Consider the following 21,653-nt stretch of genomic DNA (forward strand, 5'->3'; position numbering starts at 1 on the left):
GGGCCTAGGCCGGCAGGTGCTCTGGAGCTTCTGATATTGTAAATCTTTGCAACACGATCAGCGCCCCCCCTGCAACCACCCAGTCCATGAGAGCAAAGATTCTTCTTCCCGATCAACCGAGATCCCCGCAGGAGAATCGGGAGATATCCTGAAGACTCTCCCCCAGCTCAGATCCGCAAGGCCTACGGCCCGCTGACGGGATCGGCTGAGACTGTCGTTGCCAAGATGACAGGGATCCCTTGCAAGCGCTACAACTAAAGGCTGAAAGCTGCAGACTGTCTGGAGAAAAGCCCATGAGCCTGAACTTGGTGACCTTGGTGGGGCGAGCCGGCATGGATCCGGAGGTGCGCTACTTTGAGTCGGGCAGGGTGGTGTGTACCTTTAGCTTGGCGGTGAACCGCTTCCGCAAAGGCGAAGACAAGCCCGATTGGTTCAACCTAGAGCTGTGGGGGCGCACCGCCGAGGTGGCCGGAGAATATGTGCGCAAGGGCAGCCTCATTGGGGTAACCGGCAGCCTCAAGTTCGATCGCTGGAAAGACAAATCCACCGGTGAGGATCGCCAAAGACCCGTCATTGCCGTAGATCGCCTCGAACTCCTGGGATCCCGTCAAGACCGGGAGGCTGACCTGCCCGCCGAGGAGCCGTTTTGATTTGTTTGAGCGTGAGCTCCGGCCAGTCGGCGCTTGCACTCCTGCACCACCGCTGTCAAATCCTGGCTGCACCAGGGATAGCGCAAGGGTGGCCGCCGGATGACCCACAGCGGGATCCCCAGGGTTTTGGCCACTGCCTGCTTGACGGCCAGCCCACCCGCTTCTCCAGACTCCTTGCTGATGACTACCTGAGGATCTAGACTCTGCCAAAGCCGCAGTTCCTGCTCAAAGCTGAGGGGCAGGCGCATTCCGATCACCCGCTCGGCAGGGATCCCGGCTTGCACCGCTTGGGGAACCGACTCCGGCAGCACCCGCGCCCACAGTTGGCAGCGATCCTGCCAGGGCCCAAACAGGGGCAATGCCTTCACCCCCACCGTCAGCAGCACCCGCCGCCCCGCCAGTACGCCATCCGTGAGCACCGCCTGCCAGTCCGGCGCCACCTGTACCCAGGGATCCAACGCCACCGGGGGGCGCTCGTAGCGCAGGTAGGGGATCCCCAGTTGGGCGGTCACCTGCATGGCCAGTTGCGAGATCTCCTGGGCGAAGGGATGGGAAGCATCTACCAGCACGCGGATCCCGTGTTCCTGTAGGAATTGTGCCAAAGATGGCGGCGAAAATCGCGTCACCACCACCTGGCCGGGCAGATCCCGATACAGCCTTCTTCCGCCCTCGGTGGTGACGGTGGCTATCCAAGGGATCCCCTCATGGCTGAGGACGTGGGCCAAGCTGCGGCTTTCGCTGGTGCCACCGATGAGGGCCACTTCAAGTGATGTACGAACCGAGCCCATGCTGTGTTGCCAAAGTTTGCTACCAGTGGATACGATCGAGGTCTGAAGGCTGGAGGCGAGTGCTCATGATCGAGATGCATGTGGCTGGGATCGCGGTCGACGCTGTCAACCAGGCTCCCATTGTCATCTTGCGCGATACCCATGAGCGGCGTGCCCTACCCATCTGGGTAGGAAGAGCGGAGGCCAACGCCATTCTGCAGGCGCTGGACGACCAAAAGCCCCTCCGCCCCATGACCCACGACCTTATTCTGAACTCCTGGAAAGCTTGGGGGATCAAGCTGGAGCGGGTTATCATCCACGCGCTGCTGGACAACACCTTCTATGCAGTGCTTGTTACAGTCTGCGGCGATAAAAAGCAGGAGATCGACTGCCGCCCCAGCGATGCCATTGCCCTTGCCTTGCGGGCCCATGCCCCCATCTGGACCGTAGAAGAGGTGATTGCGGAAGCTTCGATCCCGATGAACCAAGATGCCGACGAGGCAGAGCGGGAGGCCTTCCATAAGTTTGTGGAAAGCGTGACGCCCAAAGACTTTATTCGCAGCCACCTCCTCAGGGATCAGCCCACGGAATCGGATGGCTGAAGCCCTGTCTTCTCCGCTAGGACAGATGCTGAGCGGCTCCAAGAGCACCCTCAGCGCCGGCAGTTGCCTCTTTCCCTGTAGACAGTTCCCCTAGGCCCTTGAGTGCCGTTTTCAGGGGCGGCTTGCCTCCACCTCAGACTTGGCCGCAAAGGACGCCCTCGCGCCAGCCCAAGGGGAGCATTTTAATTCCTGCTTATCGGCCCTAGCCAAAACGCTGCCTGCTCGTGCGGAGGGATTTCTCTAGAAACCTTTGAGACCGAGGTTATACCGCTAACCGGGGATTGCTCTCTCTCCCTCTAGAGCTCCCAGGTGCATACGGCTCATCTTGGAACTCAGGGTGTTTTGCTTTGACACCCTGTTGCCGTCCAAGGCAGGCGGGCTTGCTTCAAAGCCACCGTCCCCCTGGCAAGAATGGCAGGGGAGTTTGCCCAGCTTGACAAAGGGAGTACCGACACCCTAGTTTCTAGCAAATTGTGCGGCTTGTGCGGCTAGGACGGCTTCATCGAGAGTGATCCTGCTCCCCTGGGGCAGTTGATTGGCTTGACTTTTCTTTATTGCGCCATTTGTCCGAGAAGTCAGCTCGTTTGCGCCTTCTACCCCTAGACCTGTGCCGCGCTTTTTAGCCAAAGCCGGGGGGTCGGAGCTGTGGGCCAAGCGGGGAGATCCTCGGTCTTGCTGGCATTTCGGCCTACAATCAAGCTAGAGCAGCCCTTTTTTAGCAAGCCATGCAGACTCTAGATCGGCCCAACGCGCCCTCTCAGCAGCCCTACCCAGAACCGGTCTACCCCCGTCGTCCTACCCGCACCGTAGCCGTAGGCAACGTGTTGATCGGCAGCCAGCACCCGGTGGTGGTGCAGTCCATGATCAACGAAGACACTCTCGACATCGATGCGGCGGTGGCGGCCATCCGTCGTCTGCACGAGGCGGGCTCGGAGATCGTGCGGGTTACCGTTCCCAGCATGGCCCATGCCAAGGCGATGGAGGCGATTCGGAGCAAGCTGATCCAAACCTACAAGCCGGTGCCGCTGGTGGCCGATGTCCACCACAACGGCATCAAGATCGCCCTGGAGGTCGCCCAATACGTGGACAAGGTGCGCATCAACCCGGGTCTGTTCGTCCTGGAAAAGCCGCAGCCCGGTCGCACCGAGTACACCCAAGCCGAACTGGAGGCCATCCGCAATAAGATCCGCGAAACCTTCACCCCCCTGGTGCAGACCCTCAAAGCTCAGAACAAAGCCCTGCGCATCGGCGTCAACCACGGATCCCTGGCCGAGCGCATGCTCTTCATGTATGGAGACACTCCAGAGGGCATGGTGGAGTCGGCCCTAGAATATGCCGAGATTTGCGCCGAGCAAGACTTCCACAACGTAGTTCTTTCCTTCAAAGCTTCCCGTCCGCAGGTGATGTTGGCGGCCTACCGGCTGGCGGCCCGCCGCTTCGATGCCTTGGGCCTGAACTACCCCTTCCACTTGGGGGTGACCGAGGCCGGCGATGGAGAATATGGCCGCATCAAATCGGCAGTGGGGATCGGGACGCTTCTGGCCGAGGGGATCGGTGACACCATTCGGGTTTCCCTAACCGAAGCCCCGGAAAAAGAGATCCCGGTGGCCTACGGCATCTTGCAGGCCCTCAACCTGCGCAAAACCATGGTGGAATATGTGGCCTGCCCCTCCTGTGGCCGCACCCTCTTCAACTTGGAGGAAGTACTGCAGAAGGTGCGGGCCGCAACCCAGCACCTGGTGGGCCTCGACATTGCCGTCATGGGCTGCATCGTCAACGGGCCGGGGGAAATGGCCGACGCCGACTACGGCTATGTGGGGAAAACCCCCGGCTACATCTCCCTCTACCGCGGAAAGGAGGAGGTGAAGAAGGTGCCCGAGTCGGAGGGCGTCCAGGCGCTGATCGAGCTCATCAAAGCCGATGGGCGGTGGGTGGATCCCCCAGAAGGAAGCCCAAGTAACTAAAACCAAAAGAGAGGGCAGCAGTCCACCAGCAGGTCTCCTTGCCTGCTAGCCTAGAAGATGCGTTGAACAGCTCCCAGTATGACCAGCACTCTCCCCACTCGCTCGTTTAACACCAGCCGCTCCAGGCAGATCTTTGCACGGGCGCAGCAGCTTATGCCGGGGGGCGTCAGCTCTCCGGTGCGTGCCTTTAAGTCGGTGGGCGGGGATCCCGTCGTCTTCGACCGCGTTGCCGGCGCCTACGCCTGGGATGTGGATGGCAACCAGTACATCGACTACATCGGCAGTTGGGGGCCGGCGATTGTCGGCCACGCCCACCCCGAGGTGATCGAGGCGTTGCGGCGGGCCCTGGAGAAAGGCACCAGCTTTGGCGCCCCTTGCGTTTTGGAAAACGAGCTGGCCGAGCGGGTGATCGAGGCGGTGCCCAGCGTGGAGATGGTGCGCTTTGTCAACTCCGGCACCGAAGCCTGCATGGCGGCGCTGCGCCTGATGCGGGCCTACACCGGGCGGGAAAAGGTGATCAAGTTCGAGGGCTGCTACCACGGCCATGCGGACATGTTTTTGGTCAAGGCCGGCTCGGGGGTAGCCACGCTGGGCCTGCCAGATTCGCCGGGGGTGCCCAAGGCTGCCACCAGTGCCACGCTGACCGCCCCCTACAACGACCTAGAGGCAGTCAAGGCTCTGTTTGAGCAGTATCCCGACTCCATTGCCGGCGTGATCCTGGAGCCGGTGGTGGGCAATGCCGGCTTCATTCCGCCGCAGCCGGGCTTTTTGGAGGGTTTGCGGGAGCTGACGCAAAAGTATGGCGCCCTGCTGGTGTTTGACGAGGTGATGACCGGCTTTCGCATCAGCTACGGCGGCGTGCAGGCCAAGTTTGGCGTCATCCCCGATTTGACCACCCTGGGCAAGGTGATCGGCGGCGGCCTGCCGGTGGGGGCCTACGGCGGTCGGCGGGAGATTATGGAGATGGTGGCGCCGGCGGGGCCCATGTACCAGGCGGGCACCCTCTCCGGCAATCCCCTGGCCATGACGGCCGGGATCCACACTCTGGACATCTTGCGCCGACCCGGTACCTATGAGTATCTGGAGCGGATTACCGAGCAGTTGGCGACGGGGCTGCTGCAGATTGCACAAGAGAGCGGTCATGAGATGTGCGGGGGCTATTTGCCCGGCATGTTCGGCTTTTTCTTCACCGCCGGCCCGGTGCGCAACTACGAGGAGGCCAAGCGCTCGGATTTGCAGAAGTTTGCCCGCTTCCACCGCGGCATGCTGGAGCGGGGGGTGTATCTGGCGCCCTCGCAATTTGAGGCCGGCTTCACTTCCCTGGCCCACACCGAGGCCGATGTGGAGAGAACCCTAGAGGCAGCGCGAGAGGTGCTGCGCACGCTCTAGGGTTTTTCTCCCCTCTCCCCTTGAGAGAGGGGTTGGGGGTGAGGGAGCTCCCTTGCTGCATTGGGATCCCCGACCATGGCCGAGCACATCCACCGCAACTGGCGCATCACCACCCAAACTACCGACAAGGGGTTTATCTTTTGCTGCCAGCGGCTACGTCAGGATGGCTCAGTGGAGCCTGCTGCCAAAGCCTACGGCTACTTCCAAAATGAGGCCGAGGCGATTTTGGCGGGCATGGTCTGGATCGACCGGCAGCAACTTCCGGATCACCTGGACGGCTTGCTCTTCGACAACGAGGAGCCAGAGGGCTAGACAGAAGCTTCTTCGCGTACCAACTGTTCCCAGCCCAAGCCTTTGAGGGCGGCGTTGCGCCGCAGCGGGCGGGTGACCAACTCCAGCAGCGCCTGGGTGTTGCCGAAGCCGTGGATCGGGGCAAAGGTAAACTCCACCGACCATTTGGTGGTGATGCCGCGGGCCTCGAGGGGGTTGGCGTGGGCCATGCCCGTGATCACCAGATCCGGCTGCAGGGCTTTGATGCGCTGCAGTTGGTGGTAGTTATCCGGCTTCTCCACCAGGGTGGGCTTGGGCACCCCCATCTCCTCGCAGGTGCGCTCCAAGAGGGCCAGCTCGGCGGCTTGGTAGCGCTTGTCGAGGTAAGGGATCCCGATTTCCTGCACCGTCATGCCGCAGCGCACCAGGAAGCGGGCCAGGGAGACCTCCAGCAGGTTATCCCCCATGAAGAAGACGCTCTTGCCCCGCAGCAGGCCCAGGTACTCTTGAACTTGGGGGTGGCGCCACACTTCCGCTTCCCGCTCTGCCAGGCCTGGAGTCGGGATCCCCAGCTCGCGGGCAATGGCTTCGATCCAGGCGCGGGTGCCATCTGGCCCGATGGGAAAAGGAGCAGGGATGAGCTTGGCCTTTTTGCGGCGCACCAGCGTGGTGGCGGTGCGGCTGAGGAAAGGATTCACCCCCACCACATGGGTGCCCGGCTCGATGGCCGGCAGCTCCCCGTAGCGCTTGGCCGGCAGCCAGCCGGAGACGCGGATCCCGTATTTTTTCAGCTCCAGAGTGAGTTGGGTAACCACCGGATCCGGCACGGAGCCGAAGATGACCAGCGGCGGGTGGGGGTGGAAGCCCTCTTCCTCTTTCTTTTTGCCGGAGCGCAGCCCGTAGAAAAGGGCCTGCAGGCCGCCCCGCGTCTCCCGCTCCTCTTCCTGCACCTGCTCCGGGCAGCGCTGGGCCATGGAAGCCAACACCGTGTCTTCCCCCTGGGTAAAGGCGTAGTCGAGGCCGTTGGCCCGTGCCACCACAATCGGGATCCCGATCTCGGCCTCTAGCTTCTGTGCCAGGCCCTCCAGATCCATTTTGATGATCTCGGTGGTGCAGGTGCCGATCCAGACGATGACGCTGGGGTTGCGATCCCGCTGGATTTGCAGGCACAGCCGCTTCAGCTCCTCGTAGTCGTTGAGCTTGGCGCTGATATCTCCCTCTTCCAGCTCGGCCATGGCATAGCGCGGCTCGGCGAAGATCATCACCCCCATGGCATTTTGCAAAAAGTAGCCACAGGTTTTGGTGCCGATCACCAAAAAGAAGCTGTCTTCGATTTTGGGGTAGAGCCAGGCCACGCAACTAATCGGGCAGAAGGTGTGGTAGTTGCCGGTCTCGCATTGAAAGTGGAGGGTATTGGAAGTATCCACAGCAGCAGTCATCGTCGGCTCCTAGAAAAGGGTTTGTCAAGCTAGAGGGCGACCAACTGGGGCACGCCCACCAATTTTTCGCTCAGATCCCAGAGCAGCTTGGCCTTGGCCTCGTCCCCTGCTTCGTCCGAGACTTCTTGGTTAAAGGGCTTGGCATTCTTGCGTTGCCGGTTGCCCCAGCTCCAGTAGAACCCTGACTGGCGAAACTCGGGATCCGCCACCACCTGGGCCACCCGCTCGCCGGCCAGCTCCTGGGAGACATAGCCACCGGTGATGTTTTTTTGAAACCAGGGGAAGAGCTTTTGGAACAGGGGATAGTGATGGCGGAAGAGGCCTGTTTCCGCCACGCAGCCGGGGTAGAGGGAGAGGAAGGTGATGCCGGTGCTCTCGTGGAAGCGGCGGTGCAGCTCCCGCATGGTGAGGATGTTGCAGACTTTGCTGTCTTTGTAGGCCTTGACGGGATCGAACTTGCCGCCATCGGCCATGCTGATCGGCTCCTTGAAACCCTGGGCAAAACCCCGCAGATCCCCCAGGTGGGGTTGGGGCGGGATCTTGCCCCCCAGCTCCTTGGGGTTGTGGGTGACGGTGCCCAAGATCACCAGCCGCCGATCCGGGTAAGTGGAGCGCTTCAGATCCTCCAGCATCAAATGGCAGAGCAAGAAGTGCCCCAGGTGGTTGGTGGCCATGGTCAGCTCATAGCCCTCCGGGCTGCGCAGGGGCTGCTTGAGCAAGGGCATGTAGATGGCGGCGTTGCACACCAGGGCATCCAGAGAGCGGCCCGACTGGCGAAATTGCTCGACAAATTGCCGCACACTGGCCAGGCTGGCCAGATCGATCGGCATCAAGGTGTAGCTGCCCTGGGGGATCCCCACCTGCTGGGCCATCCGCCGGCCTTTGTCCAGATCCCGACAGGCCATCACCACGTGCCAGCCCCGCTTGGCCAAAGCCAAAGCCGCATACAGGCCGACGCCGGAAGAAGCTCCGGTAATCACCACGGTGGGTTGCGCTTGTGCTTGCATATCCAACTCCTCTGCCATGTCCTCAAGAGGGATTTCCTGCACAATCCATCTTGGAGTGGAAAGCGGGCCAGACAACGAATTGATAAGGTTTGCGACGGTTTTTCGAAACAATTGCTTCACTTTTAGACACACCGGCAAGCTGGCAGGCTTGGGATCCCTTACACCAGCGCCGGCTCCCGCACGGGGGTTTTGTAAAAGTCCGAAAGCAGGGCAAACAGCTCCCGATCCTCGGCAGGCCGGGGCACGATCCCCTCCGGGCGGGCCAGCAGCTCGTCGGCGATGTTCAGGTAGTACTGACAGACGGGCTCCAGGCTGGGATCCGTCTCTGCCATCTCGAAGAGGGTTTTGCCCTTCACCCGCGAGATGCGAATGTCCTCGACCAGTGGCAACACCTCGAGCACGGGCATGGGCACTGCCGAGACGTATTGGTCGATGAGATCCCGCTTGCTGGTGCGATTGCCGATCAACCCGGCCAGCCGCAGCTTGCGGGTTTTGGCCTTCTCCCGCACCGAGGCGGCAATGCGATTGGCGGCAAAGAGGGCGTCAAAGCCGTTGTCGGTCACGATCACGCAGTAGTCGGCGTAGTTGAGGGGGGCAGCAAAGCCGCCGCACACCACGTCCCCCAGCACGTCGAAGAGAATGACGTCGTATTCATCGAAAGCATTTAGCTCCTTCAGGAGTTTGACGGTCTCCCCCACCACATAGCCGCCACAGCCGGCCCCCGCCGGTGGACCGCCCGCCTCGACGCAATCTACGCCGCCATAGCCGCGGTAGATCACGTCCTCCGGGTAGATGTCTTCGTAGTGGTAGCCCTTGGCCTCCAGAGTGTCGATGATGGTGGGGATCAAAAAGCCGGTCAGGGTGAAGGTGCTGTCGTGCTTGGGATCACAGCCGATCTGCAGAACCTTTTTGCCCCGCTTGGCCAAAGCCACCGAGAGGTTGCAACTGGTGGTGGACTTGCCGATCCCACCCTTTCCGTAAACTGCCAACTTCACAGCACGTTCCTCCACAAGCCTGGCAAAGGCCATTATCGGCAGCCCATCCACCTCCTGAGAAGTGTTAAGAAGAGTTAAGGGAAGTCTAAAACAGGTTAAAGGAGTTTCCTAAATCGCTGGACAGACAAAATTCCGTCCAAAAGATTTTTAGAGCTAGATTTTAGCTGTTTATCAGCTTTTGTTTTTTGTTTTTGTATAAAAGTAGATCAAAAGCAAATGATGCCTCTCTCCTCGCCTCTGACGAGCGCTGACGACAAACGTCCTCCCGTCAACCCGATGGAGACGGCTGGCGGGATCCCTGTTCCCGGTGTGAGGGCGGGTCTCAAGAATTGTCTCAATGTCCAGAGGAGCGGCGGAATCGGCAATTCAAAAGGGATCCCTTAGGGATCGAAGGCAAAGGTCATCTGCACGGCCCCTGTAGAATCCACCTCAACCCTGCGCAGGAATTCCCGCAGGTAGGCGCGGCGCTCACTCTCGCTGAGGTCTTGCCAGAAGGGCGGGATGGAGAGAGTTTGGGCAATCTGGAGGAAGTTGGCGGGGGGGAGCTGTTCCAGCTTTTGGGCCAAGCGGGCCGTTTCCGCCCGCAACTGGTAGCAGCGCTGGGCCAGGGCAGGTTCGTCCATTAGTCCAGATTGCTGCAGCTCCTCCAGTTGTCGCAGCCGCTCGCTGTTGGCTTGGATCTGGGCTTGGAGCTGTTGGCGGGTTTGATCCAGGGCCTGCCGATCCAGGTTTTGGGCCCGCTGGGGGAGCTGTTGGCAGACTTGGCGGATCACCTCCTGCAGAACGGCGGCGTAGTGGAGGCTGTAGCGACAGGTTTGGCAACGCAGGTAGAGGTAGGAGGAGCCGTTCTTCTTGGCCTTGCGAGGGGTGGTTTGCACAATGCGCAGAAGGCTGCCGCAGACGCGGCAATGGACTAGGCCGGCCAAGGCGCGGGGGGCGCTGGCGCTGCGGCGCGGGATCTTTTGGTTGCGTTTGAGCCAGCGATCGATCTGGGCGGCCTCGGCGCGGCTGAGGAGAGCCGGGTGGGTATCGCGCAGAACGGTGCCGTCGGCGTAGGCCAGATCTCCACGATAGACCGGGTTGAGCAGCCAGTTGCGCCCGGTGGCCACCGAAATGCGCTTGTGGTGTTTTTCAGCGATGAAGCGCACCGCCTGGCGCAAGGATCCGTAGAGAAGAAAGTGCTGGAAAAAATCCTGAACAATGGGGGCTTGGCGGCGATCCAGCGCGTAGCGATCCCCTTCGCGGCGGTAGCCAAAGGGGGCAGGCCCAGGGGGAGGCTTGCCCGCTAGACGGTTTTGGGCTTGGCTGCAGCAGAGGCGGCGGCTCTGCAATTGATGGGGGAGCTCGGCCAGCAGCGGGATCCAATCGGCAGCAGCGCTGGGGGTGTGCAGGCCGGACTCGTTGACCAAGCTGAGGCGGAGCCCCGCTTGTTGGATCTGCAATAGCCGTTGGTGGACTTCCTCCACTCGATCCCCCAGATCCGCCAGGCGCACCAGCAGCACCTGCTGCACCGATCCGGCGGCAATGCCCTGCAACAGCTCTTCCAGATGGATGCGGGATCCCCAGTCGTGCCAGATGGGATCGGCCCCGTGTGCTTTCAACCAGGCCAGCTCCTGGTCTGGCCAAGAGGCATGGGCGGGCGTGTAGAGGTAGCCGCAAACGCTCATGGACAAGCAAACTCTCACCGCTGCTGTACCCGCACCCGACACCCCTCTTGGCCAGGGATCCCAGCTAGGCTAAGGGAGAGACAAACCGGCAAGCCTTGGCCGCCGAAGGCTCTCCGCAAGATGGCTTTACTCCACCGCCGCAGCCGCGTATTCCAGCTCCTCTTCCGAAACCTCCAGCGGCGCCTCCTCGACTTGTCCTTGCTTGGCAGCCCGCAGTTGCTCGCGGTACTTGGCCGCCATTTCTTCTGCTTTTTCGTAAACCAGCTTGGGATCTCGCAGCATGTCGCCGGGATTGGGCTCCAGTTGCTTGGTAGACAGCGAGATGCGACCCCGTTCTGCGTCTAGGTCGATGATCATCACCTTCACTTCGTCGTTGACGTTGAAGACGCTGTGAGGCGTGTCGACATGCTCGTGGGAGATCTCGGAAATGTGCAGCAAGCCAGAGACACCGCCAATGTCGATGAAGGCACCGTAAGGCTTGATGCCGCGCACCGTGCCGACCACTACCTCGCCCACCTCCAGCTTGTTCATCTTCCGCTCCACCAGGGCGCGGCGATGGCTCAACACCAGTCGGTTGCGGTCTTCGTCCACCTCCAAAAACTTCAGGGGCAGCTCTTCGCCCACCAGCTCTTCCTTGGGCTTGCGGCTGCTGATGTGGGAGCCGGGGATAAAGCCGCGCAGTCCCTCAATACGCACCAGGGCGCCTCCGCGGTTGGTGGCAAAAATGGTGGCCCGCACCGTGGCGTCTTCTTTTTGTAGCTGCCGCACCCGCTCCCAGGCCCGCATGTACTCGATGCGGCGGATGGAGAGGGTCAGTTGCCCCTCTTCATTTTCTTCGGTGAGGATAAAAAACTCGCGCGTCTCTCCCGGCTGCAGCACCTCGTGCGGATCCTCTATCCGGCTGATGGACATCTCCTGCAAAGGCAGGAAGGCAGCCGTCTTGGCCCCAATATCGATCAACGCACCGCCCGGCTCCACCGAAAATACCGTGCCAGCTACAATTTCGCCAGGGCTGAAGTGATAGTCGTACTTATCCAAGAGGGCGGCAAAGTCCTCGGTGGTGAAACCTACATCGGCAGCAGCGGTGAATCGACTCATAGGGGTGTAACAGCAGAGCAGTTGATGCGAATTAGCAGTTGAACTTGTAAGGAACAGCTCCCATACTCGCTCACCCTCCCAGGCGGGACAGGCAATGGCTTGGGAAATACTATAGTAGCTTAAGAGGGCAGCTTTTGTGGCAAACTTCCTCGCGATCCTGCCAAGCTAGAGAGAGAGGGCCACAGGTGGGAGAGGGGCGATTGCACTTTATCGACCAGGCGGAAATTGAAGTGCAGGCGGGGAACGGCGGAGATGGCATTGTTGCCTTTCGCCGGGAAAAGTATGTGCCCGCCGGAGGGCCCTCAGGGGGCAATGGAGGACGGGGCGGCTCGGTGATCCTGGTGGCAGATCCCGGCCTGCAGACCTTGTTGGATTTTCGCTTTCAGCCGGTGATCAAGGCAGAACATGGGGCCAAAGGGGGGCCCAACCATCGCAGTGGCGCCAGTGGTGCGGATCGGCTGGTGCGGGTGCCCTGCGGCACAATGGTGTTCGACACAGAGACCGGCGAGCTGCTGGGGGATCTGGTGCAGCCCGGGGATCGGCTGCTGGTGGCTCGGGGCGGGAAAGGCGGCCTGGGCAATGCCCATTTTCTCAGCAACCACAATCGGGCTCCCCGCCAATTTACCAGGGGCCAACCGGGAGAGCGGCGACGCCTGCGCCTGGAGCTAAAGCTCATTGCCGAGGTGGGGATCGTCGGTATGCCCAATGCGGGCAAATCCACCCTGATCTCGGTGGTCTCGTCCGCCCGGCCCAAGATCGCCGATTACCCCTTCACCACCCTGCAGCCCAATTTGGGAGTGGTGCCCCATCCTGCCGGGGATGGGGTGGTGTTTGCCGACATTCCCGGACTGATCGAGGGGGCACACCGAGGGGTGGGGTTGGGCCACGACTTTTTGCGCCATGTGGAGCGCACGCGGGTGTTGATCCACCTGGTGGACGGCACAGCAGCAGATCCCGTCAGGGATTACCAAATCATTCAGCAGGAGCTGCGCGCCTACGGCCACGGGCTAAGCGACAAGCCGCAGATTGTGGTTTTGAACAAGATCGATGCCCTTGAGCCCCAGGAGGTGAGCGAGCGCACCCAGCGGCTGTCAATGGCTGCCGGTGCCCCGGTATCGGCCATCTCGGCGGTTGCCAGGCAGGGGCTGGAGCCCTTGTTGCAGCGGGTGTGGCAGTGCCTGGGCCGGGATCCGGATCTCCATCGACCCGCGGCGGCTAGCAAAATCCAGCCAGTTCGGGGGCAGGAGAATCTTAGAATAGGAGTGCCCCTGCCTTCCCAAAACTCAGAGATGAGCGGCTATGTATATCTCGGCGGAGGATCTGCCCCCCGATTTGCGCCAGATCAAGTTGGCCATTGAGCAGGCGGCCCAGGCGAGGGCGGGAGCTTGTGTGGAGCTGTTGATGCTCCTGCGGTTGTTGGAGGATCTGCACCGCACGATTTTGGAGGGGGCCTTCCGAGAGTCTTTGCCCAACACCCGGCAAGAGCTCTATCGGGTGCTTCAGGATTTGGAGGAAGCAGGCGACTGGCCCTATTTGCCTCGTCTGCATATTCAAGCGCTGATGCAACGGCTAAAAGATTGGCCGCAGGGATCCCTGTCGGTGCCGCCTACCCCTCGTTCTGGGGGAGTTGCGGAAGTGGTGGAAAGCCCTAGCCGCTCCGAGTCTTGAGGTTTTGCTTTTTTCTCCCGAATGGCCGAGTATTTTAAGCTCCATCCACAGCATCCCCAGGCCCGTTCCATCCAACGGATTGCAGCCGCTCTGCGGGAAGGGGCGGTCATGCTTTACCCCACCGATACGGTCTATGCCATTGGCTGCGATGTCACCCACAAGCAGGCGGTGGAGCGGGTAAGGCGTCTCAAGCGGCTTTCCAACGACAAGCCCCTCACCTTTTTGTGCCCTTCGCTTTCCCAAATTGCCCAGTATGCCCAAGTGAGCGATCCCGCCTATCGGCTGATGCGGCGGCTGATCCCGGGCCCGTTTACGTTTTTGCTGCCGGCCACCAAGCTGGTGCCCAAGTTGGTCATGGATCCCAAGCGGAAAACCACCGGCATCCGCGTGCCCGATTCGGCCATCTGTCAGGCGCTGTTGGCCGAGCTGGGCAATCCCATCGTCTCCACCTCGGCCAAGCTGGGCGGGGATCCCGTCGGCTCTTTGGAGGTGGGTTTTGACTCTGCTGGGGATTGGGAAGAGGGGGGAATCTTTACCGCCGAGGAAATGCGACAGTTGGAGAAACAGGTGGATTTGGTGCTGGATGACGAGGCTCCCTATCGGGCCCAGGTCTCGACGGTGATCGATCTCACGGGGCCGGAGCCGCTGCTGGTGCGGGCCGGCTTGGGGTACGAGCAGGTGGCGGATCTAATAAATCTAAATCTGAAGCCGGTGGAAGCGGAGGGTTGAGGGCAGAGGGATCCCGTGTTCTCTAGAATAGGGCCGGTGCCTGTGGAGTGTGCCCATGCCTGAGTCTTTGGCTGAGCAAAAGCTGGCCCTGTTGCGCCTGCTGGAGGGGGCTGACCGAGGCCGGAAGGTTTCCCCTGACCAGAAAGCCCAGATCTTGTCTCACATTGCTGCTTTGGAGGCGCTCAACCCCACCCCCAGGCCAACCTCTGTTCCTGAACAGTTGGAGGGGAACTGGCTTACCCTATTTACCACCAGCACAGACCTGCTGCGGCTGGCCCAGTTGCCCCTTCTGACCACCGGCGAGATCTACCAGTGCATTCGGGCCAAAGCTGGGCGGGTCTTTAACGTGGCGGAGATCCAGGGATCCGGCTGGCTGCAGGCTTGGCTGCCCCGGGGAGTTGTGGCGGTGGCGGCCCGCTTCTACCCAGAGTCGGAATGCCGGGTCAGGGTCATTTTCGAGCGCTTGGTGCTCGGATCCCAGGCCTTGATGAGCTACGAGATCGAGAGTTTTCTCTATCTGCTCGAGCGGGATCCCAAACGGATCCCGGCGGTGCAGATCGACGTTCGCCGCCGCGAGCCAAGGGGTTGGCTGGATATCACCTATTTGGATGAGGACCTGCGGATTGGGCGTGGCAGCGAAGGGAGTGTGTTTGTCCTGCAGCGGGTGAGCCGAGGCTGCGGCTAGCCGGAGGTGCCAGAGAGTTCGGCGGCGGCAATTTCAGAAGCAGTCGTCTTGGGAGTTAGGGTAGAGCCTATCTCCCAGAGGGTCTGCAGGGCGCGGTAGGACTCCCGCAAAGTCCGCAACTCCTGTTGGGATTGCTCCAGTTGCCGGGCCCATTCCTCCTGTTGGGAGCGCAGCTTTTGGTTTTCGGATTTTGTGCGCTGCAGGAGGCGCTTAAGTTTTTGCTGCTGCTGCTGGAGTTGGGCCCGCTCGGCTTCCGACTGCTGCAGTTGGATCCCTTGCCGTTCCAGCTCTATTTTTAGGGTGGTAACTTGCGATTGAAGTTGGCGGAGCCTGTGGCGCAGTTCCCGCTCTGGTGTGGGTTTGGCCGGTTTGGAGTTTGGGGAAGAGGGCGGGGGTGATGTTTGGAGATTTTGCAAGTGCCGTTGCAACCGTTGGGCTTGGGCCTGCAGAACTCGGCACCGCTGCTGCTCGCTGCGCAGTTGCGCTTGGGGGCGTTCGCAGGTTTGGATTTCGGCTTTCACCTGCTGCTTGGTGCGGTCGAGGATCTTTTGGTGGCGAAGCTGGGTTTGGCGGATCTCCTCAGCCACTTGCAGAGGACGCGGATCCACTTCGGGTTGCCGCGGCCTACCACCGTGATCGGCAGGATCGAAGGGAGACACAGCCGCCAACAGCGATTCTCGAAAGTCAGGCCAGGAATGCGACTGCAGACCCATCTGAACCAGCCGCCAAACCCCGTAGGAGGCCCCAATTGCAGCCAGGAGCCCAGGGATCCCGGCCAAGGACAGGGAAACCTTGGGCAGGGTCGGCAGGATCTGATCCAGCAGGCCCACCACCAACGCGAAGACAAAGATCCCGCTCCCCGCGGCAGCGGCACCTGAGACCCAAGAGGAGCGGGAGAACATCATCGTTTCTGTTTTTTCGCTAGCAGAACCACCGGAGCAGGAGAACCAGAGGTCAGGTTCACAGATCGCCTGCCTGCATCTCAGTTTATCCCGCCGGCAGCCTCTGTTTCTCGCTTAGGGCACTTGCCAAGCCCGCTGGTGGTAGCTCTGCAATTCGGCCCAGGGATCCGCTGCTGCTGCGGGGGTATGGCCGTGGTTGTGGTGATGGTGAGAGTGATGGTGATGGGATCCGTGCCCATGGGAGTCATGGTCATGGTGATGAGTATGCCCCGCTCCCAGCTCTGCGCTCACCGCCAGGCGAAACTTGCAGAGGTGGCAGTTCATCAGGGTTTGGCCCTGGAGAGCTTCCTGCTCCAGTTGCTGCAGGCTGTGCAGCACCGCGTCCACAAGGCCCAATTCCGGCAGCATCAGCCAGTCGATCTCGGGGTATTGGCGTCGCCGTTCTTGCACCGCCGCCTCGATTTTTTTCACCAGCACCCCTGTAAAGAGAAAATAGGGCAGCACAACCACCCGGCGCGGCTGCCAAGAGAGGGCCCGCTCCAGACCCACCGGCAGGCGGGGATGGGTGATGCCGATAAAGCAGGTTTCCACGGCAGCAAACCCGGATCCTTCCCAAAGCAGCCGGGCCAGCTTACAGGCTTCGGCGTTGGCTTCGGGATCGCTGGAGCCGCGACCGACAAACAGCAACACCGTTTCCGCCCCTGGGATCTGCTGCGGCTGGGCAGCCAGCAGAGTGGCCAATCGCTCCCGCAACAGTTGCAAGATCTCGACCCGGATCCCCAGCGGCCCGCCGTAGTGGATGCGCAACTGCGGGTGGAGGGCCTGCAGACGATCCAGCTCCACCGTCACGTCGAACTTGTTGTGGCGCGCCCCAAAAAGCAGCAGCGGCAGGGCCACGATCTCCTGCCACCCTTGGGCCAAGCATTGTTCCACCCCCTGGGCAATACTGGGCTGGGCTAGCTCCAAAAAGCAGGGGATCACCGGCCGATGGGGGGTGAGGGATTGATAAACTTGGGCCAGCTCCAGAAAGGCTTGCTGCCCTTCAGGGTCACGGGATCCGTGGCCGATGAGCAACAGGGGCAGGGGGACAACAGGAGACTGCCCAACCGCAAGCGGAGGGGAAACACTGAGGGTATTCAACACAAAAAACTCCGTTCCTTGTGAATCGCAAGGGGTACAGGACAACGGCAGGTGGGTGTTCTGGCTGAGGGAGGGATCCCATCACAGTTGCGTCACAGTGGCGGACTTGCACCGCGCTTTCCCCAGTCTGCCTGAGCCTTTTAGGTTAGCTTGCCGCTTGTCGTTCACCAAGCCCCCTGGGGGGGATGTCCTTGTCTGCCAGAAGATAGCCCTGAGGCATGAGCGGTACGGCAGACTCATGCTCAAAGGGCAGCAAAACTGTTGCCGCGCTAATCCCCCTTGCCCCTGGGAGAGGGCCTAACGCCGGCCCGCTGGTCTGGGGGGCTGAAAGTGTCGCAGGCGCAGGGCATTGGCGACCACCGAAACGGAACTCAGGGCCATGGCTGCCCCCGCCAGCATAGGGTTGAGCAACCAGCCTGTAAAGGGATAGAGCGCCCCAGCGGCAATCGGGATCCCCAGCGTATTGTAGATAAAGGCGAAGAAGAGGTTCTGGCGGATGTTGTTGAGGGTGGCCCGGCTGAGTTGAATGGCTGTGGCGACTCCCCGCAGATCCCCCGACATGAGGGTAATATCGCTGGCGGCCATCGCCACATCCGTACCTGTGCCAATGGCGATCCCCACATCGGCTTCTGCCAGAGCCGGAGCATCGTTAATGCCATCTCCCACCATCGCCACCCGGTGTCGAGGTTGTCTGAAGCTGCGAATGTAAGCTGCCTTCTGATCGGGGCGGACTTGGGCAATTACCCGCTGAATGCCTGCCTGCCGGGCAATCGCTTGGGCCGTAGTGGGGTTATCCCCGGTTAGCAGGATCACCTCTAGACCCATCTGTTGCAGCTGTTGCACTGCCTCAGGAGAGGTGGGTTTGAGCGGATCGGCAATGGCCAACAGCCCCACCAGACTCTGGGATTGCGCTACGCCGATCACCGTTTTGCCCTGGCTTTCCCAATTCTGAACCCGCTCTGACCAAGAGGGATCCCAAGGGATCCCCATCTCCTGTAGCCAGCTCAGCCGACCGATGCGGATCCACTGGTCTTCCACCCAGGCTTCTGCCCCACTGCCTATCCTTGCCTGAAAATGCTGGGCAGGAGGGATGGCAATTTTTTCCGCTTCGGCTTTCTGCACCACCGCCTGGGCCAAAGGATGTTCCGAGTGCCGCTCCACCGCCGCTGCCAGGCGCAACACCGTCAGGGGAGAGGAGCCGTGGGCCCAAATATCGGTGACGGTAGGGCGACCTTCGGTCAGGGTGCCAGTTTTGTCCAAGACCACCGTGCGCAAGTGGTGGGCCAATTCCAGGCTGTCGGCACTTTTCACCAGGATCCCCAATTCTGCCCCTCGTCCCGTGGCCACCAGGATCGAGGTGGGGGTTGCCAACCCCAGCGCACAAGGGCAGGCGATGATCAGCACCCCAATCGTGTTCACCAAGGCCAGCGTCAGGTTGTCCGCCAGCACCCACCAGAGCACGAAAGTTAGAACTGCCACCCCGATCACTGCCGGCACAAACCAGGCAGTCACCCGATCCGTCACCTGTTGAATTGGGGCTTTGGATCCCTGAGCTTCCTGCACCAAGCGCACGATCTGGGCCAGAACTGTGTCTTTGCCCACCCGCCGCGCTTCCATCACAAAGCTGCCCGTCCGATTCAGCGTTGCCCCAATCACCTCATCCCCCGCCGATTTGAGTACAGGCAGGCTCTCGCCGGTCACCATCGACTCGTCGAGGGTGGAGGATCCCTCTAGGATTACCCCATCCACCGGCACCTTCTCGCCGGGGCGCACCCGGATCCGATCCCCCACCTGCACCTCCCGAATGGGGACATCCTGCTCCACCCCCTGGCGGATTACCCTCGCCGTTTTCGGTTGCAGCCCGATCAGCTTGCGAATGGCTTCGGAGGTTTGCCCCTTAGCCCGTTGCTCCATCCACTTGCCCACCAGGATCAAGGTGGTGACCACCGCCGACACTTCGTAATACACATCGGGATGCAGTCCCTGCCGATGGAAAGAGTCGGGGAAAACCGTTGGGAAAATGGAATAGAAGAAAGCCGCGCTCGTCCCTAAGGCCACCAGCGTGTTCATATCCGCCGAGCGCCGTTGCCAAGCGGCCCAAGCGCCTCGATAAAAATGCTTGCCCACCCAAAACTGCACCGGAGCCGTCAGCAGCAACTGCAACCCAGGATTGTGCAGCCACATGGGAAAGCCCGGGATGTCCATCCCCAGCATCATCGGCAGGGATCCGATCACCAGCACCGTGCTGATGCCCACCCCTATCGCCACCTTGAGCTTCAGTTCCCGTTCTGCGGCCCGTTGGGCGATCCGCTCTGGATCCGACAGATCGTCCAGCTGCCAATCCTCCTGGATAAGGCGCGCCCGATACCCCGCCCGCTCCACCGCCCGAATCAGCGCCTGCGGATCCACCAGCCTGGGATCCCCTTTGACGGTGGCCTGCTCACTGGCAAAATTCACGGATCCGGAGGATACTCCCTGCACCTGAGCGAGGGCCTGTTCGATGCTGCGGGCGCAGGAGGCACAGCTCATCCCTTGCAGGGCCAACTGCCAGGTGCCCTCAGGAGAAGGCGCAGAGGCCGATAGTGCAGCCGATGACCCTTTATGGGCAGACATGGCAACACCTTGTTGATGAAACGACAGCTACTCTCCACCCTGGGCAGGGCGAAGGCAGCCATCTGTACAGAAATTCAAAACAGACGGCCGACCGTTCTCGACCCAAAATTGACTAGGCCGGGGGATATCCCACCTGGGTGAGGGCCTGCCGCAAATCGCCCACAGGCCGCTCAGAAGTAATCCGCACCTGTTTGGTTTTGGGATCCCCTTCCACCTGCGCCTGGGGATCCAGTTGCCGCACCGCTTGCGCAATGGTGTCTATACAGGCCCCACAGGCCAGCTTGGGCACCGTCAAAACAACCTGCATCTTGGAAAACCCCCCCAATGCCACTGAAAGGATGCTAAACCTTACAGTGGGCTGGAAGGTCAAGAGGGAGGCTGAGGCTCGTCCATATTCCAGCGGTAGTCCACCTGATAGCCCCGCTGTCGCCACTCTTCCTCCAGTTGCACCTGTTGGGTGAGGGCTTTGCGCAGGGAGTTGATCAGCTCTTGCGTGCGGCCTCGGTTGCCAAAATCCTGTTCTTCCACTGCCGGAAAGGTTTGCCGCTCCAACACCCGCAGCAGAAATTCGTAGTGGATATGAGCCGGCACAGGAATACGTTTCATCGATCCAAGCAATCCTTAGAGATCCATTGTTCTCGCAGAGATCCATTGATAAATGGTTTTCATTCAGTAAACTACCCGACCCTGACTGCTTCGCAGTACAGGGCAGGCTTTCGGTAGCCCTGCAGTTGGCAAGCCAACCACGAACCTCTAGGCTGGTTTACAGCAGCCCCCAAAAGCGCAATCACATTCGCACCATTCAAGTCCGCATCCCCTTCCCATCCACAGTGCCCACACTTAAACTTCTTTCCACTGCGGTAGGATTGCGCAGGGTCGGGATGAATGTGCAAACACCGGTGGCAGGTCTGCGACGTGTAGGCGGGCGGCACAAGAATCAGAGAAACCCCTGCAACCCTCGCCTTGTACTCCAGAAACTGACGTAGTTGGTAGAACGCCCAACTGTTGGCCCTGCGCCTTTCGGTTTTGCTGCGTGGCTGTTGATTGACCCTTTCCCGGATCCCTGTCAGGTCTTCCAGGGCAATAGCGCTGTTTGTGGTCTTTGCCCTAGAGACAATAGCTTTGGAGATGCGATGATTGACCCACGCCTGAAAGCGTCTTTCCTTGCCAGACAGCCGTTGCAACAGTTCTCTGCATCTGCGCCGCGAACTGCGGGTGCCCTTACTGGCTTTGCGTTGGAGTGCCGCCCTCAGCTTGGAGTAGTGGTCGCGGACTCGGTTCAACTGCTGTCCATTCCAGTTGTCCCCCTCTGACGTATGGGCAATATCTGTCCTTCCAAAGTCCACCCCGATCACCTTGTCGGTATCTTGTTGCTTGGGTGGTTTTTTCTCTACGCAAATCTGGATGTAGTAGGAGCCATCCTTCCGCTGGACTAGGGTGGCCGATTTGGGGTTAGAGCCAGCCAGCATTCCCCTCTGGTAGTTACCAATGGCTAGCTCAAAGCGTTCTCTCCCTTCCACCGTGGTCAGCGACACCGTCCAGTCTTTCTCGCGGAATGAAAAGATACGTGCGTCGTAGGTAACGAACCTACGCTTGAACTCTTTAACTGGACGGTTACGCTGTCTCGCCGCTTTGCGGGCGCCGGCCACCCGTCTGCAGACCTGTTGGGCCAAGTTGCTGGACAAGCCGAATCGGGCTCGAATCTCGTAGTAGCAAAGGGATTGCAGTTTGACCGCGTTGACGATCTTCTCCGGCGTGTTCTGGTTGACCCAGTTCAGTGCCTGCACAAAGGCATCCCTCGTCGCGTCCAATTTGGCGGCTTGCGACTGGGACGCCTTGAGCTTACAGGAGACGGTCAGGACTTGGCTCATAAGTTCATTGTACTTCATCAAAGCGCATTCCTCCCGGCACTGACCCTACGGGTACAGTGCGGGGCTCCTGCGATTTCTAGCTGAGATGACAACAGGTCACTGAGATGACAACAGGTGGCGCACAGCTTGGCCGGGATCCGGCTGTCTCACCAGCGCTTCCCCCACCAGCACAGAGCGCACCCCCCAGGCCCGCAACT

21 protein-coding genes and 1 riboswitch are annotated in these 21,653 nt (G+C 60.8%); of the genes, 9 read left to right on the top strand and 12 right to left on the bottom strand.

Features of this window, described 5'->3' with window-relative positions:
* The first annotated feature begins 293 nt into the window (after positions 1-293).
* Entirely contained in the window at positions 294-650 is a 357-nt protein-coding gene (locus SYN60AY4M2_RS10195; protein WP_011431189.1) for a single-stranded DNA-binding protein, read from the top strand.
* Here SYN60AY4M2_RS10195 and SYN60AY4M2_RS10200 read toward each other — a convergent pair.
* Positions 608-1,438, bottom strand: a complete 831-nt coding sequence (locus SYN60AY4M2_RS10200) for a cobalt-precorrin-6A reductase (protein WP_240527821.1) — start codon at positions 1,436-1,438, stop codon at positions 608-610. The two genes, SYN60AY4M2_RS10195 and SYN60AY4M2_RS10200, sit on opposite strands and share 43 nt — an antisense overlap.
* A gap of 65 nt (positions 1,439-1,503) precedes the next feature.
* Between SYN60AY4M2_RS10200 and SYN60AY4M2_RS10205 the strand changes: the two genes are divergently transcribed.
* From SYN60AY4M2_RS10205 to SYN60AY4M2_RS10220, 4 genes are all read left to right on the top strand, one after another.
* Positions 1,504-2,019 (top strand): bifunctional nuclease family protein, encoded by a 516-nt coding sequence (locus SYN60AY4M2_RS10205; RefSeq protein WP_041438544.1) that lies wholly within the window; start codon positions 1,504-1,506, stop codon positions 2,017-2,019.
* Positions 2,020-2,744: 725 nt separating this feature from the next.
* Positions 2,745-3,983, top strand: coding sequence for a (E)-4-hydroxy-3-methylbut-2-enyl-diphosphate synthase (gene ispG, locus SYN60AY4M2_RS10210; protein ID WP_011431186.1), 1,239 nt, complete (start codon positions 2,745-2,747; stop codon positions 3,981-3,983).
* Positions 3,984-4,061: 78 nt separating this feature from the next.
* Positions 4,062-5,372 carry a glutamate-1-semialdehyde 2,1-aminomutase gene (gene hemL / locus SYN60AY4M2_RS10215; protein ID WP_099812850.1) on the top strand — a complete coding sequence of 437 codons (1,311 nt, stop codon included), beginning with the start codon at positions 4,062-4,064 and terminating at the stop codon, positions 5,370-5,372.
* A 75-nt stretch (positions 5,373-5,447) separates the two neighbouring features.
* On the top strand, positions 5,448-5,684 hold the full coding sequence (locus tag SYN60AY4M2_RS10220; protein WP_011431184.1) for a hypothetical protein: 237 nt from the start codon (positions 5,448-5,450) through the stop codon (positions 5,682-5,684).
* Here SYN60AY4M2_RS10220 and SYN60AY4M2_RS10225 read toward each other — a convergent pair.
* The 5 genes from SYN60AY4M2_RS10225 to SYN60AY4M2_RS10245 all read right to left on the bottom strand — a co-directional run bounded on the left by SYN60AY4M2_RS10225 (position 5,681) and on the right by SYN60AY4M2_RS10245 (position 11,848).
* Entirely contained in the window at positions 5,681-7,081 is a 1,401-nt protein-coding gene (locus tag SYN60AY4M2_RS10225) for a ferredoxin:protochlorophyllide reductase (ATP-dependent) subunit N (protein WP_011431183.1), read from the bottom strand. The two genes, SYN60AY4M2_RS10220 and SYN60AY4M2_RS10225, sit on opposite strands and share 4 nt — an antisense overlap.
* Before the next feature lie 29 nt (positions 7,082-7,110).
* Positions 7,111-8,088 (bottom strand): protochlorophyllide reductase, encoded by a 978-nt coding sequence (locus SYN60AY4M2_RS10230; protein ID WP_011431182.1) that lies wholly within the window; start codon positions 8,086-8,088, stop codon positions 7,111-7,113.
* 158 nt (positions 8,089-8,246) lie between these two features.
* On the bottom strand, positions 8,247-9,083 hold the full coding sequence (gene bchL / locus SYN60AY4M2_RS10235; protein WP_041439195.1) for a ferredoxin:protochlorophyllide reductase (ATP-dependent) iron-sulfur ATP-binding protein: 837 nt from the start codon (positions 9,081-9,083) through the stop codon (positions 8,247-8,249).
* 380 nt (positions 9,084-9,463) lie between these two features.
* The gene (locus tag SYN60AY4M2_RS10240) at positions 9,464-10,750 is read right to left on the bottom strand and encodes a recombinase family protein (protein WP_011431180.1); all 1,287 of its coding nucleotides are present in this window, start codon (positions 10,748-10,750) and stop codon (positions 9,464-9,466) included.
* 126 nt (positions 10,751-10,876) lie between these two features.
* Positions 10,877-11,848, bottom strand: a complete 972-nt coding sequence (locus SYN60AY4M2_RS10245; RefSeq protein WP_011431178.1) for a 30S ribosomal protein S1 — start codon at positions 11,846-11,848, stop codon at positions 10,877-10,879.
* Between the two features lie 200 nt (positions 11,849-12,048).
* Between SYN60AY4M2_RS10245 and obgE the strand changes: the two genes are divergently transcribed.
* Genes obgE through SYN60AY4M2_RS10265 form a run of 4 tightly spaced genes read left to right on the top strand, consistent with a single transcriptional unit; the run spans position 12,049 to position 14,930 of the window.
* On the top strand, positions 12,049-13,206 hold the full coding sequence (gene obgE, locus SYN60AY4M2_RS10250; RefSeq protein ID WP_011431177.1) for a GTPase ObgE: 1,158 nt from the start codon (positions 12,049-12,051) through the stop codon (positions 13,204-13,206).
* Positions 13,148-13,516 (top strand): hypothetical protein, encoded by a 369-nt coding sequence (locus tag SYN60AY4M2_RS10255; protein WP_228375305.1) that lies wholly within the window; start codon positions 13,148-13,150, stop codon positions 13,514-13,516. The genes obgE and SYN60AY4M2_RS10255 overlap by 59 nt, the downstream gene beginning before the upstream one ends.
* A gap of 21 nt (positions 13,517-13,537) precedes the next feature.
* Positions 13,538-14,245 carry an L-threonylcarbamoyladenylate synthase gene (locus tag SYN60AY4M2_RS10260; RefSeq protein WP_011431175.1) on the top strand — a complete coding sequence of 236 codons (708 nt, stop codon included), beginning with the start codon at positions 13,538-13,540 and terminating at the stop codon, positions 14,243-14,245.
* A 55-nt stretch (positions 14,246-14,300) separates the two neighbouring features.
* The gene (locus SYN60AY4M2_RS10265; RefSeq protein WP_099812851.1) at positions 14,301-14,930 is read left to right on the top strand and encodes a PAP/fibrillin family protein; all 630 of its coding nucleotides are present in this window, start codon (positions 14,301-14,303) and stop codon (positions 14,928-14,930) included.
* Here SYN60AY4M2_RS10265 and SYN60AY4M2_RS10270 read toward each other — a convergent pair.
* From SYN60AY4M2_RS10270 to SYN60AY4M2_RS10295, 6 genes are all read right to left on the bottom strand, one after another.
* Positions 14,927-15,835 carry a hypothetical protein gene (locus SYN60AY4M2_RS10270; protein ID WP_240527822.1) on the bottom strand — a complete coding sequence of 303 codons (909 nt, stop codon included), beginning with the start codon at positions 15,833-15,835 and terminating at the stop codon, positions 14,927-14,929. The genes SYN60AY4M2_RS10265 and SYN60AY4M2_RS10270 overlap by 4 nt on opposite strands.
* A 111-nt stretch (positions 15,836-15,946) precedes the next feature.
* The gene (locus SYN60AY4M2_RS10275) at positions 15,947-16,975 is read right to left on the bottom strand and encodes a sirohydrochlorin chelatase (RefSeq protein WP_099812853.1); all 1,029 of its coding nucleotides are present in this window, start codon (positions 16,973-16,975) and stop codon (positions 15,947-15,949) included.
* Positions 16,976-17,004: 29 nt separating this feature from the next.
* A riboswitch (cobalamin riboswitch) is annotated at positions 17,005-17,141 on the bottom strand.
* 128 nt (positions 17,142-17,269) lie between these two features.
* A complete protein-coding gene (locus tag SYN60AY4M2_RS10280) occupies positions 17,270-19,585 on the bottom strand; it encodes a heavy metal translocating P-type ATPase (protein ID WP_099812854.1) in 2,316 nt (771 codons plus the stop codon).
* A gap of 112 nt (positions 19,586-19,697) precedes the next feature.
* Positions 19,698-19,892: a heavy-metal-associated domain-containing protein gene (locus SYN60AY4M2_RS10285; RefSeq protein ID WP_099813329.1), complete on the bottom strand. Its 195-nt coding sequence runs from the start codon at positions 19,890-19,892 to the stop codon at positions 19,698-19,700.
* Positions 19,893-19,951: 59 nt separating this feature from the next.
* Positions 19,952-20,191: a DUF5340 domain-containing protein gene (locus SYN60AY4M2_RS10290; protein ID WP_041436722.1), complete on the bottom strand. Its 240-nt coding sequence runs from the start codon at positions 20,189-20,191 to the stop codon at positions 19,952-19,954.
* Between the two features lie 71 nt (positions 20,192-20,262).
* Positions 20,263-21,456, bottom strand: a complete 1,194-nt coding sequence (locus tag SYN60AY4M2_RS10295) for an RNA-guided endonuclease TnpB family protein (RefSeq protein WP_099813330.1) — start codon at positions 21,454-21,456, stop codon at positions 20,263-20,265.
* Between the last annotated feature and the right edge of the window lie 197 nt (positions 21,457-21,653).

Source organism: Synechococcus sp. 60AY4M2 (genome assembly GCF_002760375.1).
Classification (GTDB): Bacteria; Cyanobacteriota; Cyanobacteriia; order Thermostichales; family Thermostichaceae; genus Thermostichus.